An 18,178-nucleotide genomic window follows, 5' to 3' on the forward strand; every position below is an offset into this window, starting at 1 on the left:
TGTGGTTTCCCTCGTCCCTTACTTGGCCGCGGCCAGCTCGGCGGCCTTGTCGGCCGCCCCGTCCATGGTGTCCACGCGCTGCACCAGCGGGTGGTTGGCGTCGGAGAGGATCTTGCGACCCAGCTCCGCGTTGTTGCCGTCAAGACGCACGACCAGCGGCTTCGAGACGTTCTCGCCCTTGGTCTTGAGCAGTTCGAGCGCCTGGACGATGCCGTTGGCGACCTCGTCGCACGCGGTGATGCCACCGAAGACGTTGACGAAGACGGACTTGACGTCCGGGTCGCCGAGGATGATCTCCAGGCCGTTCGCCATGACCTCGGCCGAGGCGCCGCCACCGATGTCGAGGAAGTTGGCGGGCTTCACGCCGCCGTGGGCCTCACCGGCGTACGCGACGACGTCGAGGGTCGACATGACCAGACCCGCGCCGTTGCCGATGATGCCGACCTCGCCGTCGAGCTTGACGTAGTTGAGGTTCTTGGCCTTGGCGGCGGCCTCCAGCGGGTTCGCCGCGGCCTTGTCCTCCAGCGCCTCGTGCTCGGGCTGCCGGAACGCGGCGTTCTCGTCGAGCGAGACCTTGCCGTCGAGCGCGATGATCTTGCCGTCGCCGGACTTGATCAGCGGGTTCACCTCGACCAGGAGGGCGTCCTCCTTGATGAAGACCGTCCACAGCTTCTGGAGCACGTCGGCGACCTGGTCGGCGATCTCGGCCGGGAACTTCGCGGCGGCGACGATCTCGGCGGCCTTCTCGGGGGTGCAGCCCTCGTAGGCGTCCACCGGGATCTTGGCCAGCGCGTCGGGGTTCTCCTCCGCGACGACCTCGATCTCCACGCCGCCCTCGACGGAGGCCATGGCGAGGAAGGTGCGGTTGGTGCGGTCCAGCAGGAAGGAGACGTAGTACTCCTCCGCGATGTCCGCGGTCTGGGCGAGCATCACCTTGTGGACCGTGTGGCCCTTGATGTCCATGCCCAGAATCTGACCGGCCTTCTCCACGGCGTCAGCGGCGTCGGAGGCCAGCTTCACGCCACCGGCCTTGCCACGGCCACCGACCTTGACCTGCGCCTTGACGACGGCCTTGCCGCCGAGACGCTCCGTCACCTCGCGCGCCGCTTCAGGCGTCTCGATGACTTCACCGGCCAGCACCGGTACACCGTGCTTGGCGAAGAGGTCCCTCGCCTGATACTCGAACAGGTCCACGCGCGTCCGTCCCTTGTCTTTAAAAACCGCAGCCTGGTGATCGCGGGTTCGTTGTCTGCGTGGGCGTGCCGCGGAGGGCAACGTGACTGCGCTGTCACTGAGGAAGGCGTACACGCGGTCCGGTACGCGGCATGTCCGTCTCGCAGGTTATCCCCGTGGGCCGTGGGTCCCGAAATCGCATGTCACAGATGAGCGGTGATACCTGTCACAGAGCGGTGATACCTGTCACATCCTGCGCCGGCGCCCCGTGACCGCCCGTTCCCGACCGCCCTCCCGCCGCACGGTCGACGGGCGGTCGACGGGCGGCCGACGGGCGGTCGACGGGCGGTCGACGGGGCAGCCACGGGGCGCGGGCCGGCCGGTCACCGGGCCAGGGCCGGGCCCGGCAGGTCCGGGTCGGGGACGGGTATCGGGCGCCTCTCCATCGCCGCCGCCATCACCTCGGGAAAGAGATCCGGCGTGCAGGCGAACGCGGGCGCCCCGAGGGCGGCGAGGGCCGCCGCGTGATCACGGTCGTAAGCGGGCGCCCCCTCGTCCGACAGCGCGAGCAGCGCGACGAACCCCACGCCGGACGCCTTCATCGCCGCGACCCGCTTGAGCATCTCGTCACGTATCCCTCCCTCGTAGAGGTCGCTGATGAGGACGACGACGGTGTCGGCCGGGCGGGTGATCCTGGACTGGCAGTAGGCGAGCGCCCGGTTGATGTCGGTGCCGCCGCCGAGCTGGGTGCCGAACAGCACGTCGACCGGGTCGTCCAGCTGGTCGGTGAGATCGACCACGGCCGTGTCGAAGACCACCAGGCGGGTCGCGATGGAACGCATGGACGCCAGGACGGCTCCGAAGACGGAGGCGTAGACGACCGACGCGGCCATCGATCCCGACTGGTCGAGGCAGAGGACGACTTCCTTCTTCACGGACTGGGAGGCCCGGCCGTATCCGATCAGCCGCTCGGGGACGACGGTGCGCTGCTCGGGCAGGTAGTTCTTGAGGTTGGCCCGGATCGTGCGGTCCCAGTCGATGTCCCGGTGGCGCGGTCTGCCGATCCGCGCGGACCGGTCGAGCGCGCCGGTGAGGGTGGCCCTGGTGCGGGTGGCGAGGCGCTTCTCGATCTCCTGGACCACCTTGCGCACGACAGCGCGGGCGGTCTCCTTAGTCGTCTCGGGCATCGCCTTATTGAGCGAGAGCAGGGTGGAGACGAGATGGACGTCGGGCTCCACCGCCTCCAGCATCTCCGGCTCCAGCAGCAGCGAGGCGAGTCCGAGCCGGTCGATCGCGTCATGCTGCATGACCTGGACGACGGAGCTGGGGAAGTACGTACGGATGTCACCGAGCCAGCGCGCCACGGACGGCGCGGAGGCGCCGAGCCCCGCCGTCCGCCGGCCGCCCCGGCCGCCTCCTCGGTCGGCTCCGTACAGCGCGGTGAGCGCGGCGTCCATCGCGGCGTCCGTGCCGGAGAGCGGATGTCCCGTACCGTCGGCGCTCTCCCCTCCGAGCACCATCCGCCAGCGGCGCAGCCGCTCGCCGCCGTCGATGCCGGTGTCGTCGTGGGTACCGGTGTCGTTGTGGATGCCCGTGTCGTTGTGGCTGCCGGTGCCGTTGTGGCTGCCGTTGTCTCGGGTCATGCCGTCGCCTCCGCGAGTTCGCGACGGTCCCGGGCCTCGGGGTGCCGCGCGTCGAGGTTCGATGCGTCAGGGTTCGATGCGCCAGGGTTCGATGCCCGGGGGTGTTCGTCCGCGCCCAGGATGAGCCTGAGCACCGGCAGTACGGCGTCGGCGCGGGCCGGGTCCAGACCGGGACCGAACCCCGGCAGGCCGGCCTCGGCTCCCGCCGGTCCCCCGCCCGTACCGACGCCGCCGGACCCGCGCCGTACGAGTTCGCCCAGCGTGCGGCGTACGCCCGGCTCGTATCCGGAGAACGTCCGGCGCAGCAGCGGCAGTACGTCGGTGAAGGAGCCGGGGTCAACTCCGGTCAGCCAGGCGTCGATCAGGCCGAGAAGCCGTTCGTCGTGGACCAGCAGCATGCCTCCCCCGGACGCGCCGCCCACGAAGCCCTCGATCCAGGCGGCGGCGTCGGGCGGCGGGGTGCCGGGTGAGAGCGCGAGCCCCATGAGCAGCGCGGCCCGCTCGGGTGTGAGCCGTCCGTCGTCCAGCAGGAGCCTGGCCGCCCGCCCCCGGATCAGCCCGGGCACGGTGTCGCGCTCCGCGAGCTTGCGCAGGACGGTCTCCCAGCGCCCGGCCGGGCCCGCGCCCCGGCCGTCGCTCAGCAGGCCGACGGCGGTGTGGACGTGGTCGAGGTGGCGCCGCATCCGGGCGGCTCCGTCCGCGTCGAGTCCGGAGCAGGCGGGCGGCAGTCCCACGCAGATCCGCTCGGCGAGCCCGGTCGCCACCTCCCCGAGGGCGCCGGTGTCGGTGGACCGTACGTCCCCGTAGCGCAGGGAGCGGGCCAGCGCGGGCAGTGCCTCGGCGAGCCGGCCGACGTCGGTGTCGAGGGCGGCGCGGTCGGCGAGGGCCCCCAGCACGGCAGGCAGGGCGTCCGGGAGACCGGCCGGAAGGCAGCGCTCGGCGAGTTCGGTGACCTCGGCGAGCGTGGTGGCGGAGCGGGCGCGCGACTCGGCGTTGGCGGTGGCGGCGGAGAGCACGGTGGTGCCCCAGACGCCGGCTTCCGCGACCCGCACGGACAGTTCGGGCTCCCAGCACAGCCGCCAGGTCTCCCGGAAGGTGCCGGTGCCCGCCCGGCCGGCGACGGGCTCGCCCCAGTCGATGCCGAGCAGCCGCAGCCGGTGCAGCAGCGCGCTCTTCGCCGCGTCGGTCTCCTTCCGGAGGTCGAGGTCCACTTCGCGCTCCAGGGCCCCCGGCTTGAGGCGCAGGGAGCGCTGGAGCCGGGTGAGATCGCGCTGCAGCGGCACGGCGGGGGCCGTGTCGGGCACTTCGCCGAGCACGTCACCGACGACGAGCCGGTCCCTGATGAGCCCGAGCGGTACCTCCGAGCCCTCGCACAGGACGGCTCGGGCGGCGTCGATGGTCTCGGTGAGCCCGGCCAGTGGTCTGCCGCGCACGGTGGCGAGGGTCTGCGCGAGCCGTACCGCTTCGATGACGTGGGCGGAGGAGACGGGCCGGTCCTCCTCCCTGAGCAGTCCGGCGACCTTGGTGAGCCAGCGCTCCACGGGCCGGTCGGGCGCGTCGAAGAGATGTCCGTACCAGCCGGGCGAGTCGATGCCCGCGCCGTAGCCGCTGTGCCGGGCGAGCCGGCGATGGGTCCAGGGCACCCAGGTGAGGTCGGCCTTGACCTTGGGCAGTCCCTTGAGCAGGGCGCGATCGGCGGCGACGGCGGTCTTCTCGCGCAGCGCGGGCACGTGCCAGGCGCCGCAGACGACGGCGATCGACTCGTCGCCGTACTCCTTGAACTCCCGGCGGGCCGAGCGCAACTGGAGCCGCATATGGGCTTCGCGGACCCGATCGCGCCGGTGTCCGCCGTCGCCGTACTCGGCGCGCAGCGCGCCCATGGCCTCGGCGACGCCCTCGAACGGCGCGAAGGGGTCGGATTCCGCTCCCGGGGTCCGGTGCTCGACGACGTCCTCCCACCACCGCTCGGGGTCGTCGTATCCGGCGGCTTCGGCGAGGACGGCGAGCGGATCGACGCGCAGCGCGGTGCTGTCGGGGCCGTGCGGCGCTCCGGGCACGCCCTGCTCGTCCCGCTCCTGGGCTTCGTCCTCCTGAGCGAGGGCCAGCGAGTGCGCCGCCGGCAGATCGATGAACCGCGCCGGTACGCCGTGCTCCAGGGCCCAGCGGATCGCGACCCACTCCGGGGAGAACGCGGCCAGTGGCCAGAACGCCGCGCGGCCGGGGTCGTCCACGGCGTGCGCGAGGAGCGCGACGGGAGGGCGCATCGCCTCGTCGGCGGCGAGGGCCAGCAGCGCGTCGCCCTCGGGCGGTCCCTCGATGAGCACGACCCGCGGCGCGCTCGCGTCGAGCGCCTCGCGTACGGCGCGGGCGGAGCCGGGGCCGTGGTGGCGGATGCCGAGCAGCAGCGGCCCGTCGGCGCGGGGCACGTCCCGCGCGTCCGGCGTGCGTGGTGTGTGCGGTGTCCGCGGGGTGCGTGCCGTGGTCATGCGCTCACCTCGCGGCAGGCGCGATAGAAGTCCTTCCAGCCGTCGCGCTCCCGCACGACGGTCTCCACGTACTCCTGCCAGATCACCCGGTCAGCCGCCGGGTCGCGGACGACCGCGCCGAGGATGCCCGCCGCGACGTCGCCGGGCCGCAGCACGCCGTCGCCGAAGTGGGCGGCGAGGGCGAGGCCGTTGGTGACGACGGAGATCGCCTCGGCGGTGGAGAGCGTTCCCGAGGGGGACTTGAGCTTCGTACGGCCGTCGGCCGTGACGCCGTCGCGCAGCTCGCGGAAGACGGTGACGACCCGCCGGATCTCGTCGATGCCCTCGGGCCCGCCCGGCAGGTCGAGTGCGCGGCCCAGCTGGTCGACGCGGCGGGAGACGATGCCGACCTCCGCCTCCTGGGTCGCGGGCAGCGGCAGGACGACGGTGTTGAACCGGCGGCGGAGCGCGCTGGAGAGGTCGTTGACCCCACGGTCCCGGTCGTTGGCGGTGGCGATCAGATTGAATCCGCGGACGGCCTGCACCTCCTGTCCCAGCTCGGGCACCGGCAGTGTCTTCTCCGACAGGATCGTGATGAGCGAGTCCTGCACATCGGCGGGGATACGGGTGAGTTCCTCGACGCGGGCTGTCATGCCGTCGGACATGGCCCGCATCACCGGGCTGGGTACGAGCGCGTCGCGGCTGGGGCCGTGGGCGAGGAGCTGCGCGTAGTTCCATCCGTAGCGGATCGCCTCCTCGGGTGTGCCCGCCGTGCCCTGCACCAGCAGGGTGGAGTCACCGCTGACGGCGGCCGCGAGATGTTCGGAGACCCAGGTCTTCGCGGTGCCGGGCACGCCGAGGAGCAGCAGGGCCCGGTCGGTGGCGAGGGTGGTGACCGCGACCTCCACGATCCGGCGCGGGCCGACGTACTTCGGTGTGATCACCGTCCCGTCGGGCAGCGTGCCGCCGAGCAGATAGGTGGCCACGGCCCAGGGCGACAGCCGCCATCCGACGGGCCGCTGCCGGTCGTCGGACGCGGCCAGGGCTGTCAGCTCGGCCGCGAACGCGTCCTCGGCGTGCGGGCGCAGCACCGCCTCTGCGGTGACCTCGGTGGTCTGCGGCGTGGTGTTTTCGGGCACGGTCATGGATCCCCCTCCAGATCGATGGACCTGATGTGGGTTCCACGGTGCACCACGCCACTGACAATCGGTCATCTCCGCAGGCCGGGGCCCGGATGCGGTGACGCGGCGGACGTCACTCCAGGATCGGCCACGCGGTGACGCGGCCGTGCGCGCCGCCCTGCCCTCGCCCGTCCCCTCGGACCGCCGGAGCGAGGGCCGCCGTCGTCGTTCCGCCCGGCCCTCGCAGGTCAGGGCGATTGTCAGTGGCGGGTCCTACCGTCTTGGACATGGATGACACGGGGGTGCGCCCGACGGCGGAACAGGTGCTGGCTCTGGCACCTGACGCCGCGTCGCGCAAGGCGGGGATCAAGTTGGGTACGGCGGGGCCGTGGTCGGACACGGGCGGCGCCGAGGGGGCGGTGTGGGGGCTGTGCGCGGGCAGCGGCAGCAAGCCGTACCGGACCGTGGTGGACATCACGGGGCCCGCGTACAGGTGCAGTTGCCCGAGCCGGAAGTTTCCGTGCAAGCACGCGCTGGGCCTGCTGCTGCTCCTGGCCTCGGACGAACAGGCCGTCGGCGGGCCGGCGTCGGCGCCCGGCTGGGCCGAGGAATGGCTCGCCAAGCGCCGCGAGCGTGCCGCGGCGGGCGCGGGGAGCGCGGGGACCCCGGCCGGGCCCGCGCCGGGCGGGCCGGCCGACGCGGAGGCCGCCCGGCGCAGGTCCGAGCGGCGGGCCGAGCGGATCACGGCGGGGGCCACGGAGTTGGAGCAGCGGCTGGCGGACCTGCTGCGCGGCGGGCTGGCGGCGGCGGAGCAGTCGGGATACGGGCTGTGGGAGGAGACGGCGGCCCGGATGGTGGACGCGCAGGCGCCGGGGCTGGCCGCCCGGGCACGGGAGTTGGGGGCCATCCCCGGATCGGGCCCCGGCTGGCCGGTGCGGCTGCTGGAGGAGTCCGCGCTGCTGCATCTGCTGAGCACGGCGTGGCTGGGGCGCGACCGGCTGCCGGAGCCCCTGGCGGCCACGGTCCGCACCCGGGTCGGGCTGCCGTCGGCCGCCGGGGGCGCACCGGTCCGGGACCACTGGCTGGTGCTGGCGCAGTCCGATTCCTCGGAAGGCAAGCTCGTCACGCGCCGGATCCGGCTCCACGGAAGGGACTCGGGGCGTTCGGCGCTGGTGCTCTCCTTCGGCGCGGGCGGGCGGTCTCCGCAGCTGGGGCTGCCGGTGGGTCTGATGATCGAGGCGGAGATCGTGCCGCATCCGGGTGCCGGGCAGCTGCGGGCCGACTGGGGCAGGCAGTTCGGCGCGCCGGGTCCGATCGAGGAGCCGCCGCCGGGCGGACCCACGGCGGCGGCCGTCGAGGCGTACGGCGCGGCGCTGGGCGCCGACCCGTGGCTGGACTCCGTACCGGTGACGCTGTGCCAGGTCGTGCCCGTCCGAATAAGCGGTGGTGGGTGGCAACTGGCCGACGCGGGCGGCGAGTCCGCGCTGCCCCTGGTGTCCACCGGCCTGTCCCGGTCCGGCCTGTGGAAGCTGGCCGCGCTGTCCGGCGGCGGCCCGGTCACGGTCTTCGGCGAGTTCGGCCACCGCGGCTTCCAGCCGCTGGCCGCCTGGGCGAAGGACGTGGCGGGGACGGTCCCGCTCACTCCCTGACCATGCCTCTTCGACCGCGCCCCTTCGGAGGGCCCGACCCCGCACGGAGGACCCGATGACCAGCCCCACGACCACCACGACCGGCACCACCACCACGACGACAAGCACGGACACAGGTACGTCCACCGCGTCCGGCACCACCACCGCCGACGCCACGGAGACCGCCACCACGCTCTGGGAGAAGCTCGTCGTCTCGGCGCTGCTCGGCACGGACCGCCGCACACCGCCCGCGGGCCTTCCGGGCGGCAAGGACGCCCCCGTGGCGCTGCTGGACGCCGCCGCGCTCCACACCGTACGGCGCAGGGCGGGCCTGATGCCCCCGAGCGCCGCGCGACCGCCCGAGGTCGCGCCCCGCGACGACCGGCGGCCCCTGCCGGAAGCGGCCGGGAGACGGCTCGGCCACCTGCTCGCCGACCGGTCGGCGCACTCCGGCGGCGGACGCCGGGGCGCGGCGCCGGACCTCGGCGAGCTGCTCCCGCAGTGGCTGGCAGCCGCCAACGCGCAGGGCTATCGCGCGCCCGCCGCCGCCCTGCCCGCGCTGCTGGACGCCGCCCGCGCCCGCACCGATCTGCGACCGCACGCCCTGACGTTCGCCGGGCCGCGCGGGCTGTGGCTCGCCGGGCTCAACCCCGAGTGGAAGTTCGCCCTGCGGGGGACGCCGGGCCATTCGGCGCTGCCCCCGGCACGGGACACCGAGGCCGTCCGGCGGCTCTGGGAGGAGGGCCTGTTCGCCGAGCGGATCGCGCTGCTCTCCGCCGTGCGCGCCGAGGACGCGGGGGCCGCGCGGGCGCTGCTGGGCACGACCTGGCCGACCGAGCGCGCCGAGGACCGGCTGCTGTTCCTCGACTCCCTGCGGACCGGGCTCTCGGCCGCCGACGAACCCTTTCTGGAGCAGGCGCTGTCGGACCGCAGCCGCAATGTCCGCTCGACCGCCGCCGAATTGCTCTCGGCGCTGCCCGGCTCCGCGTTCGCCCGCCGGATGGCCGCCCGCGCGGCGACCTGCGTGAGCATGGACCGGACCGGGGGCGGGCAGGTCGTCGTGGTCGAGGCACCGCACGAATGCGATACGGACATGCAGCGTGACGGCGTCCTCCCGACCCCGCCCACCGGCCGTGGCGAACGTTCCTGGTGGCTGGGCCAGTTGGTGGAGGCGGCGCCGCTGGGCACCTGGCCGGACAGGCTCGGGGGCCGGACACCCGAGGAGATCGTCGCGCTGCCCGTCCTGGACGAGTGGGCGGACGATCTGCACGCCGCGTGGTGCCGGGCGGCCGTCAGGCAGCGGGACGCGCGCTGGTCCGCCGCGCTGCTCGGCCCGCCCTCGGTCGCCCCGACCGGCGGCACCGGCACCTCGTCGCTGGCCGAGCGGGCCCAGCTCCTCGCCGTGCTGCCCGCCGGCGAACGGGCGGCGTGGACCGCCTCGTTCATCTCCGCGCACGGCCTGTCGGAGGCGTTCCAGCTGCTCGGCGTCTGCGCGGTGCCCTGGGCCGAACCGGTGGGCCGCGCGGTCGTGGACGCCCTGGACACGGCCAGGGACGCGGGCAGCTATCCCTGGAGCTTCAGCGGGGTCATGGGGCTCGCCGAGCGGTGCCTCGACCCGGCGGAAGCGCCCCGGCTGGAACTCCTCACGGCCACCCCCGACGAGCCGGAGGACGCGTCGCCCGGCGCGGGCGGGTACTGGTCGGAGGCGTTCCGGCGCCTGGTGTCCACGCTGCGGCTGCGCTCCTCCATGCTGGCGGAGCTGGCCGGCCCCGAGGAGGCCCCGGGGCGAGCCGTGCGGGAGCCGTGAGCGGAGCCGCCGGCCGAGTTGACGGGCGAGCTGCCGGGGCCGGGGTGGGCCGCGCGTTAGGCACCGGCCGGCTGACGGACATGCGCGTTGACCCAGTCGACGATGGCCGTGGTCGTGGCGCCCGGCGTGAAGATCTCCGCGACCCCCAGCTCCTTCAGCGGACCGATGTCGTCGTCGGGGATGATGCCGCCGCCGAAGACCTTGATGTCCTGCGCGTCACGCTCCTTCAGCAGCTCGATCACCTTGGCGAAGAGCGTGTTGTGGGCGCCCGAGAGGATGGACAGGCCGATCGCGTCGGCGTCCTCCTGGATCGCCGTGTCCACGATCTGTTCCGGAGTCTGGTGCAGACCCGTGTAGATGACCTCCATACCGGCGTCGCGCAGCGCCCGCGCGATCACCTTCGCCCCTCGATCGTGGCCGTCGAGCCCCGGCTTGGCCACCACCACACGAATCGGACCAGCCACACCCATCACTGCCTCCACATACGACGATGCCGTCTACGGCATGTGCCTTCACGCCCGGCACCGGTCGGGTACCGGGCACGAAGTAGTGAACGAACGTTATCCACAGCATCCCGCAACTCGTCGTTTCGCAAAGGTCCGCGAGGGGGAAATCACACGTGGGACATGTTCGCTTTGCGGCGTTCCGTCACACTCGGCACACCCGGCCGGGCGGGAGGGCCGCAAGGGGAGCCGCAGCGGAAGTCGCCACACGGGCGGCCGGTCCACCGTGCCGCCAGCCGCGCGGCACGGTGGACCGGCTCCTGCGGCGGCCTCCCGGCGGGTCGGACAGCGGCAGCGGTCCGACGCCCGCCGGAGCGCGGCGCCCCATGAGGGCGCGCGGGGGACAGAGCCGTCACCCGGGCGCCGTGCCGGAGGTCGGCCATGAAGGTCTTGCCGTTCCATCCCTCGCTTCCATCCCTGCCCTCCCTGTGCTCCGTTCCCCTCTCCCTCCCGTACCTGGGCCGCGCCCTCCCGTATCTGGGCCGCGCCCTCCCGTACCTGGACCGCGCCCTCCCGCACTTGGGCAGTGTCCGACACGCCCGGCTCCCTGTGGCCCTTCTCCGCGCCACCGCGCTCGACCTGGCGATCCTCACCGGCCATGCCCTGCTCTATCCGGCCGGGATCACCCAGGAGCGCCGGGCCGCCCCACTGCCGCCGGAGACCTCCCCGCTGCCCACCGAGGGCCGCGCCCTCCCTCCCGTCGTGCTGCTCCACGGCTTCGCCGACAACCGCTCGGCCTTCGTCCTGTTGCGCCGCTCCCTCGCCCGGCACGGCCGACGCCACCTGGTATCCCTCAACCACTCGCCGCTGACCTGTGACATCCGGGCGGCCGCCGAACTGCTCGGCCGGCACATCGAGGAGGTCAGCACGCGTACGGGACACCAGCGGGTCGACATCGTCGGGCACAGCCTCGGCGGCCTCATCGCCCGCTATTACGTACAGCGCCTGGGCGGTGATGTCCGGGTGCGGACCCTCGTCACTCTCGGCACGCCCCACGCGGGCACGACCGTCGTCCCGCTCGCGAACGCCCACCCCGTCGTCCGGCAGATGCGGCCCGGATCGGCGGTGATCGAGGAGTTGCGCCGGCCCGCGCCCGGCTGCCGCACGCGATTCGTGTGTTTCTGGAGCGATCTCGACCAACTGATGGTCCCCGTCGGGACGGCACGCATCGAACATCCCGATCTGTCCGTCGAAAACGTGCGGGTCAGCGGGGTCGGCCATCTCGGCCTGCTCGTCCACCCGGCGGTCGCCGCCGGCGTCCGGCACGCCCTGGAGACGGAGCCCACGCCCGAGGCGCACCCCGCTTCCGACGGCGGATCCATATCGGTCGCCTGACCCGACAGCCGCGGCCTCGAAGGCAGTTACTCGAACGCTTATCGAACGTAAGGCCAAAGCTGCGCCCGCAGTTCCCCGAAACACGGCCGAATGACCGTTTCCGTGAACCGCGAAACCCACGGAAGATTGTCGCCGTCGCATACCGCCGGGTACAGTCGCGGCCACTGCTTTCCCTCCGGGGCCCTGCCGATCGATCGATGCGATCACGACGAGCCCCGGACACCCTGGTTCTGCTGCCGAGGCGAGAGAGAAGTTGGTGAACGACCAGCACGCCCACGCCGGGTACGCCGCACACGACGGTTACCAGAACGGCAGCTTCGCGACGGATCCGCTTTTCGGTAACCTTCCGGACGGATCGACCGGTTCGGCGGCCCACACCGGCCACCCGGGCCACTCCGGTTACGACACGTCCGGCTACGAAGACCCTGCTGCCCTCTCCTCGCCGTACGAAACCGGCCAGTACGACTCCACGCAGTGGAACACCGGCGCCCACGCGACGGTCGGGTACGACGCGTACGGCACGCCGCAGTACGACACCAGCGGCCAGTGGGTCACCGTCCCCGCCGAATCCCCGGACCAGTGGGACGCTCCCTGGAACCCGGCGCCCGAGGCGAGTCAGCCGAACGGGTCGGGCACGACAGGTCAGTTCGAGAACGCTCAGTTCGACGGCGGACAGTTCGAGAACGGACAGTTCGAGAACACCCCGTACGAGACCGGTCAATTCGACAGCAGGGAACTCCAGAACCCCTCGTTCGGCTACGACACCACGGACCAAGGGCAGCCCCAGGGCCAGGGCCAGGATCTCGGCACCTCGGCGTCCTTCGGGACCGCCCCGTTCGAATCCGAGCAGTTCAGGACCGCCCCCTTCGCGTACGAGGCGACCGCCCAGTGGGCGGCTCCCGCGTTCGGGGCCGACGCGTACGAAGCCGCCTGGAACGCGCCCGGCACGACCTCCGAGTCCCACCAGGACACGGTCCTCGTGGAGGCGGTCGTACCGGAGCAGTACGGCGCGGACTCCCCGTACGAGACGGACCCCGCCTCGCCGTACGGCTCAGGCGCCGACTTCAGCGCGCCGGGCCCCGAACCTGAACGGGCGTACGACACGGAGGCCGACGCCGAACCGGCGTCCGTGACCGATTCCGCCCCCGGCCCCGGCTCCCCAGCCGAGGACACGCACGAAGCCGAAGCAGTGCACATGGCGGCCACCATGACGGTCCCCGCCGTGAGCGTCACCCCCCGCCCGACGGGCCGGGCAGGCGGCAGTGGAAGCGGTGGCCGAGGCCGCCGCCGTCCCCCCGCCAAGCGCTCCGCACTCCTCACGATCGCCGTCCCCTCCGCCTGTGTGATGGGCGTCGCCGGTGTCGCGGCCGCCTCGGTCGGTGGCCTCGGCGGCGGCGAGGAGGACAAGGCGACCACGGCCGCCGCGGCCGACACCACCCCCGAGAAGCCCGCGGCGGCGGCCGCCGCCAACAAGAAGCTGGACACCCAGCTCGCCACGCTCAGCGCGGGCGCCCGCGACTTCGGCGACCGCGCCAGCCGTACGCAGGAGCGCATCGACCTCCAGGCCCGCAAGGAAGCGGACCGCAAGAAGCGCGCGGAGGAGGCGGCCCGCAAGGAAGCGGAACGCCCCAAGTTCGTGCTTCCCGTCTCGCAGCACGGACTCAGCGCCTACTACGGCCAGGCCGGCGTCAACTGGATGTCGGTGCACACCGGAATCGACTTCCCGGTCTCGTACGGGACGCCGGTGATGGCCGCGACGGACGGCACCGTACGGACGCAGTACAACAGCGCCTACGGCAACATGGCCATCGTGACCTCCCCCGACGGCACCGAGACCTGGTACTGCCACCTCAGCAGCACCAAGATCCGGTCCGGTTCGGTCAAAGCCGGTGACGTGATCGCCTACTCGGGAAGCTCCGGCAACTCCACAGGCCCGCACCTGCACTTCGAGGTACGGCCCGGCGCCGGCGCCGCGATCGACCCGCTGCCGTGGCTGCGCAGCCACGGCGTCGACCCGACCTGACCGACCGGGTACGGCGACCGCCGCCGTACCGCCGGACATCCACCTGCCTACGATCGTGCCGGTGCCCTCTCCTCGGAGAGGGCACCGGCACGATCCGGTCGGGTCCCGCGACCTAGAGTTTCTCGACCGGCGCGTACCGCAGCAGCAGCCGCTTGGGCTTGGTGTCCCCGAAGTCGACCGTCACCTGCGCGTCCGCGCCCGTCCCCGTCACCGCCATGACCGTGCCGAGGCCGAACTGATCATGTGTGACGCGGTCTCCGACGGCCAGGGAGATCACCGGCTTGTCGGTCGTACGCCGGGTGGCGAAGCCCGTCGGACCGCCGGACCGCGACCGCGCGGAGGCCGAGGACGACAGCGAGGACGTGATCCCGGATGTCGGACCCGCCGGGATCTGCGCGCCGGTCCGCTTCCACTCCAGGTGCTCGCCCGGAATCTCCTCCAGGAAGCGCGAGGGCGGGTTGTACGAGGGCTGTCCCCAGGCGCTGCGCATCGAGGACCGCGTCAGATAGAGCCGTTCACGGGCGCGCGTGATGCCCACGTACGCGAGCCGCCGCTCCTCCTCCAGCTCCTTCGTCTGGCCGAGGGAACGCATGTGCGGGAAGACGCCGTCCTCCATGCCCGACAGGAACACCACGGGGAACTCAAGGCCCTTGGCGGTGTGCAGCGTCATCAGCGTGATGACCCCGGAGCCGTCCTCGTCCTCGTCGGGGATCTGGTCCGAATCGGCCACCAGGGCCACCTTCTCCAGGAACTCGGCGAGGGTGGGAGGTCCGGCGGGCGCGGGCGCGGCCTCCTCGCCCTCACCCTGGCTCTCGCCCTCGCCCCGTCCGGCGGCCTGGCCGCGCTCCTGCTCGAATTCCAGCGCCACCGCGGCCAGTTCCTGGAGGTTCTCGATACGCGTCTCGTCCTGCGGGTCCGTCGACGCCTGGAGCTCCGCCAGATAGCCGGTCCGTTCGAGGACGGCCTCCAGCACCGTCGCGGGCCCCGCACCCGACTCCACGATCGTGCGCAGGTCCTCCATCAGCGTGTTGAAACGCTTGACGGCGTTGGCGGAGCGCGCCGCCATCCCGTACGCCTCGTCCACGCGCCGCAGCGCCTGCGGGAAGGTGATCTTCTCCCGGAGTGCGAGGGCGTCGATCATCGCCTCGGCGCGGTCCCCGATGCCGCGCTTGGGCACATTGAGGATGCGGCGCAGCGGTACGTTGTCCTCCGGATTGGCCAGCACGCGCAAGTAGGCCAGGACGTCGCGGACCTCCTTGCGCTCGTAGAAGCGCACGCCGCCGACGACCTTGTACGGCAGGCCGACCCGGATGAAGATCTCCTCGAAGACACGGGACTGCGCGTTCGTCCGGTAGAAGACGGCCACGTCGCCCGCCCTGGCGTCGCCGGAGTCCGTCAGCCGGTCGATCTCCTCCGCGACGAACTGCGCTTCGTCGTGTTCGGTGTCCGCGACGTAGCCGGTGATCCGGGCGCCGGCTCCGGCGTTCGTCCACAGGTTCTTCGGGCGGCGGCTCTCGTTGCGCTCGATGACCGCGTTGGCGGCGCTGAGGATCGTCTGTGTGGAGCGGTAGTTCTGCTCCAGGAGGATCGTGGTCGCGTCCGGGTAGTCCTCCTCGAACTGGAGGATGTTGCGGATCGTGGCGCCCCGGAAGGCGTAGATCGACTGGTCGGCGTCCCCGACCACGCACAGCTCGGCCGGGTGGCTTCCCTCGCCCGAGGGGCCCACCAGCTCGCGTACGAGCGTGTACTGAGCGTGGTTGGTGTCCTGGTACTCGTCCACCAGGACATGGCGGAAGCGCAGCCGGTAGTGCTCGGCGACGTCGGGGAACGCCTGGAGCAGATGGACCGTGGTCATGATGATGTCGTCGAAGTCCAGGGCATTGGCCTCGCGCAGCCGCGCCTGGTACATCCGGTACGCCTCGGCGAGCATCTTCTCGAAGCCGTCGGCCGCCTGGCCGGCGAAGGTCTCCTCGTCGATCAGCTCGTTCTTCAGGTTCGAGATCTTGGCGCTGAAGGACTTGGGCGGGTAGCGCTTGGGGTCGAGGTCCAGATCGCGGCAGACGAGGGCCATCAGGCGCTTGGAGTCGGCGGCGTCGTAGATCGAGAAGGACGAGGTGAAGCCGAGCTTCTTCGACTCGCGGCGCAGAATCCGCACGCAGGCGCTGTGGAAGGTCATGACCCACATGGCGTTGGCGCGCGGGCCGACGAGCTGTCCGACGCGCTCCTTCATCTCGCCGGCGGCCTTGTTGGTGAAAGTGATCGCCAGTATCTGCCCGGGGTGGACGCCGCGGGTCCCCAGCAGGTGCGCGATCCGGTGGGTCAGGACGCGGGTCTTGCCGGATCCGGCCCCGGCCACGATGAGCAGGGGCGATCCGGTGTGCACGACGGCGGCGCGCTGCTCGTCGTTCAGCCCGTCGAGCAGCGCGGCGGGGTCGACGACCGTGCGCGGGGCACCGTCGCGGTGGTACGGGTCCCGGGCCGGGGGCGCGTCGAACGCGCCCCCGAAGAGGTCGTCGGGCACCTGCTCCGGGGCATGGTCGTCCGGCTCCTCGGGCGGCGGCGGGTGTTCGTCGCCGGAGGGCTGGAGGTCCGCCAGGAAACTGTCGTCAAAGAGGCTGCTCATCGCTTTCCGAGTCTAGGCCGCCGCACTGACAGCCCGCGCCCGCCTTCCGAAGTCTCCCCGTAGCCGGACCGTCACCGACCCGTGCGGGCGCCCTTTCCCCGGTTCCCCGGCCTCACGGTGGACTCCGTCTCCTCGCAGAACCTACGGTCAGGCGATCAGGGGATCACCGAGCGTGACGCTATACCCTCCATTGCCCCGCCTCGCACCTCACTCCCGTAAATGGTCACGAAAATGTTTCGGGCATATCGACCATCCACCTTCACATCAGCAGCACAACTTGGCTAGCGTGCTCGATCAGGCAGCCCGTCTCCCCCAGGCGACCCACGCCAAGCGGGCGGCCCGCGCCGAATTCGGCCTTCCCGCAGGGAAGTTCGAAACCGGGGACCCACTCTGCACCACCGGGGTGAATCGGGCCGTACGCTCCCCCGTACGCATCAGGCCCGTAGGGCAGCCTTCCGTTCCGCCCGAACCCGACAGCTAACCCGGTAGGCGGTCCACGGAAGGAGATGCCGACCTTGGCGTCGCATCGCAAGCCGCGCAACCGCAGCGGAGTCCGCACCAACTCCCCCGCCGTCGGGGTCACCACGGCCGCCCTCGCCTCGGTCACGCTGCTGTCGACGCAGAACGCGGACGCCACACCGGCCGAACCGAACCCCTCGGTGGAAGAGGTGCGGAAGAAGGTCGACGACCTGTACCGCCAGGCCGGGAGCGCGACGCGGCAGTACGACAAGGCGAAGGCGAGCACGGCGAAGCAGAAGCGCACGGTCGACCGGGTGCGCGACAACGTCGCCAAGAGCGCGGACAAGCTGAACGAGGCCCGCCGCACGCTCGGTTCGTACGCCGCCGCCCAGTACCGGGAGGGCACCGTCGCGCCGGCCGCCGCCCTGATGTTCGCGGACGGCCCGCGGCCGTTCCTGGAGCAGAAAGAGGTGACGGACCGGCCGGCCGGGCGGCAGCGGAGCGCCGTCGCGGACTTCCAGTCCCAGCAGGCCGACCTGGCGAAGCGGCGCGCGCGGGCCACCGAGGGCCCGGAGTCGCTCACCGACTCCCCGACTTCCTTGCGCACCAGCAAGGAGACCGTCCAGAAGAAGCTGGCCGAGGCACGCACCCTGCTGGCGCGGCTGACCGCCGAGGAGCGGGCCCGGCTGGCCGCGCTGGAGCTCAGGAGAGAGGCCGAGGCCCGGCGCGAGGCGGAGGCGAAGTCCAAGTCGGCGGCCCGCGACGCGGCGCGGGCCGCCGAGCGCGAGCGCCAGGAGCGGCGCGACCTGCGGGAGCGCACCTCGGCTGCCGCCGGAACCGCGTCCCCGGCCGCCACGGACGCGGGCACGCCGGACGCGGACACGGGCAGCGGTACGAGCACCACGACGGCCGGCGGTACGGGCAGCGGCGCGGGTGGCGGTACGGGCAGCGGCGCGGGTGGCGCGCCCGCCGCGTCGGCCAGTACGTACGCCACCAAGGCCGCGAAGGTGCTCGCCTTCGCCCGCGCGCAGATCGGCAAACCGTACGTCCGGGGCGCCTCGGGCCCCAGCTCCTACGACTGCTCGGGCCTGACGCAGGCCGCGTGGAAGGTCGCCGGAGTGGAGCTGCCGCGCACCACCTGGGACCAGGTGAACACCGGCACCCGCGTCGCGACCGACAGCCTGCTCCCGGGCGACCTGGTCTTCTTCTACGACGACATCAGCCACGTGGGCATCTACATCGGCGACGGCATGATGATCCACGCTCCCAAGCCGGGCGCGAACGTCCGCGAGGAATCGATCTACTACATGCCGATCCACGGCAGCGTGCGACCGGCCTGACCGCCGCTGCCGCAACGGCCCTGGTGTGGGGCCGCTCGCTGATCTGCCGGATGCTCGG

General features: G+C 72.5%; 11 protein-coding genes and 1 riboswitch. Of the genes, 5 read left to right on the forward strand and 6 right to left on the reverse strand.

Features of this window, described 5'->3' with window-relative positions; translation table 11 throughout:
• Positions 1 to 18: 18 nt before the first annotated feature.
• The 4 genes from sucC to ACFY6S_RS14760 all read right to left on the reverse strand — a co-directional run bounded on the left by sucC (position 19) and on the right by ACFY6S_RS14760 (position 6,426).
• The gene (gene sucC, locus ACFY6S_RS14745; protein ID WP_388815980.1) at positions 19 to 1,194 is read right to left on the reverse strand and encodes an ADP-forming succinate--CoA ligase subunit beta; all 1,176 of its coding nucleotides are present in this window, start codon (positions 1,192 to 1,194) and stop codon (positions 19 to 21) included.
• Between the two features lie 362 nt (positions 1,195 to 1,556).
• Positions 1,557 to 2,693: a VWA domain-containing protein gene (locus ACFY6S_RS14750; RefSeq protein WP_388817951.1), complete on the reverse strand. Its 1,137-nt coding sequence runs from the start codon at positions 2,691 to 2,693 to the stop codon at positions 1,557 to 1,559.
• 119 nt (positions 2,694 to 2,812) lie between these two features.
• Positions 2,813 to 5,302: a DUF5682 family protein gene (locus tag ACFY6S_RS14755; protein ID WP_388815983.1), complete on the reverse strand. Its 2,490-nt coding sequence runs from the start codon at positions 5,300 to 5,302 to the stop codon at positions 2,813 to 2,815.
• Positions 5,299 to 6,426, reverse strand: coding sequence for an AAA family ATPase (locus tag ACFY6S_RS14760; protein WP_388815986.1), 1,128 nt, complete (start codon positions 6,424 to 6,426; stop codon positions 5,299 to 5,301). The genes ACFY6S_RS14755 and ACFY6S_RS14760 overlap by 4 nt, the downstream gene beginning before the upstream one ends.
• A 263-nt stretch (positions 6,427 to 6,689) precedes the next feature.
• Here ACFY6S_RS14760 and ACFY6S_RS14765 point away from each other — a divergent pair, with 263 nt between their 5' ends.
• Positions 6,690 to 8,051, forward strand: a complete 1,362-nt coding sequence (locus tag ACFY6S_RS14765) for an SWIM zinc finger family protein (RefSeq protein WP_388815989.1) — start codon at positions 6,690 to 6,692, stop codon at positions 8,049 to 8,051.
• Between the two features lie 55 nt (positions 8,052 to 8,106).
• Positions 8,107 to 9,837, forward strand: coding sequence for a DUF5691 domain-containing protein (locus ACFY6S_RS14770; RefSeq protein ID WP_388815993.1), 1,731 nt, complete (start codon positions 8,107 to 8,109; stop codon positions 9,835 to 9,837).
• Between the two features lie 56 nt (positions 9,838 to 9,893).
• On the opposite strand, the gene ACFY6S_RS14775 is transcribed toward ACFY6S_RS14770, so the two are convergent.
• Entirely contained in the window at positions 9,894 to 10,307 is a 414-nt protein-coding gene (locus ACFY6S_RS14775; protein WP_388815996.1) for a cobalamin B12-binding domain-containing protein, read from the reverse strand.
• Between the two features lie 414 nt (positions 10,308 to 10,721).
• Here ACFY6S_RS14775 and ACFY6S_RS14780 point away from each other — a divergent pair, with 414 nt between their 5' ends.
• Positions 10,722 to 11,675, forward strand: a complete 954-nt coding sequence (locus ACFY6S_RS14780) for an esterase/lipase family protein (RefSeq protein ID WP_388815999.1) — start codon at positions 10,722 to 10,724, stop codon at positions 11,673 to 11,675.
• 256 nt (positions 11,676 to 11,931) lie between these two features.
• On the forward strand, positions 11,932 to 13,698 hold the full coding sequence (locus ACFY6S_RS14785) for a peptidoglycan DD-metalloendopeptidase family protein (protein ID WP_388816002.1): 1,767 nt from the start codon (positions 11,932 to 11,934) through the stop codon (positions 13,696 to 13,698).
• A gap of 112 nt (positions 13,699 to 13,810) precedes the next feature.
• On the opposite strand, the gene pcrA is transcribed toward ACFY6S_RS14785, so the two are convergent.
• Positions 13,811 to 16,321 carry a DNA helicase PcrA gene (gene pcrA / locus ACFY6S_RS14790; protein WP_388816004.1) on the reverse strand — a complete coding sequence of 837 codons (2,511 nt, stop codon included), beginning with the start codon at positions 16,319 to 16,321 and terminating at the stop codon, positions 13,811 to 13,813.
• A 332-nt stretch (positions 16,322 to 16,653) separates the two neighbouring features.
• Positions 16,654 to 16,829, forward strand: a riboswitch (cyclic di-AMP (ydaO/yuaA leader).
• Here pcrA and ACFY6S_RS14795 point away from each other — a divergent pair.
• Complete coding sequence (locus ACFY6S_RS14795; RefSeq protein ID WP_388816007.1) at positions 16,828 to 18,120, forward strand: NlpC/P60 family protein; 1,293 nt, start codon at positions 16,828 to 16,830, stop codon at positions 18,118 to 18,120. It overlaps the preceding riboswitch by 2 nt.
• The last annotated feature ends 58 nt before the right edge of the window (positions 18,121 to 18,178 follow it).

Origin of the sequence: Streptomyces sp. NPDC012835 (assembly GCF_042900885.1) — a bacterium.
Lineage (GTDB): Bacteria > Actinomycetota > Actinomycetes > Streptomycetales > Streptomycetaceae > Streptomyces.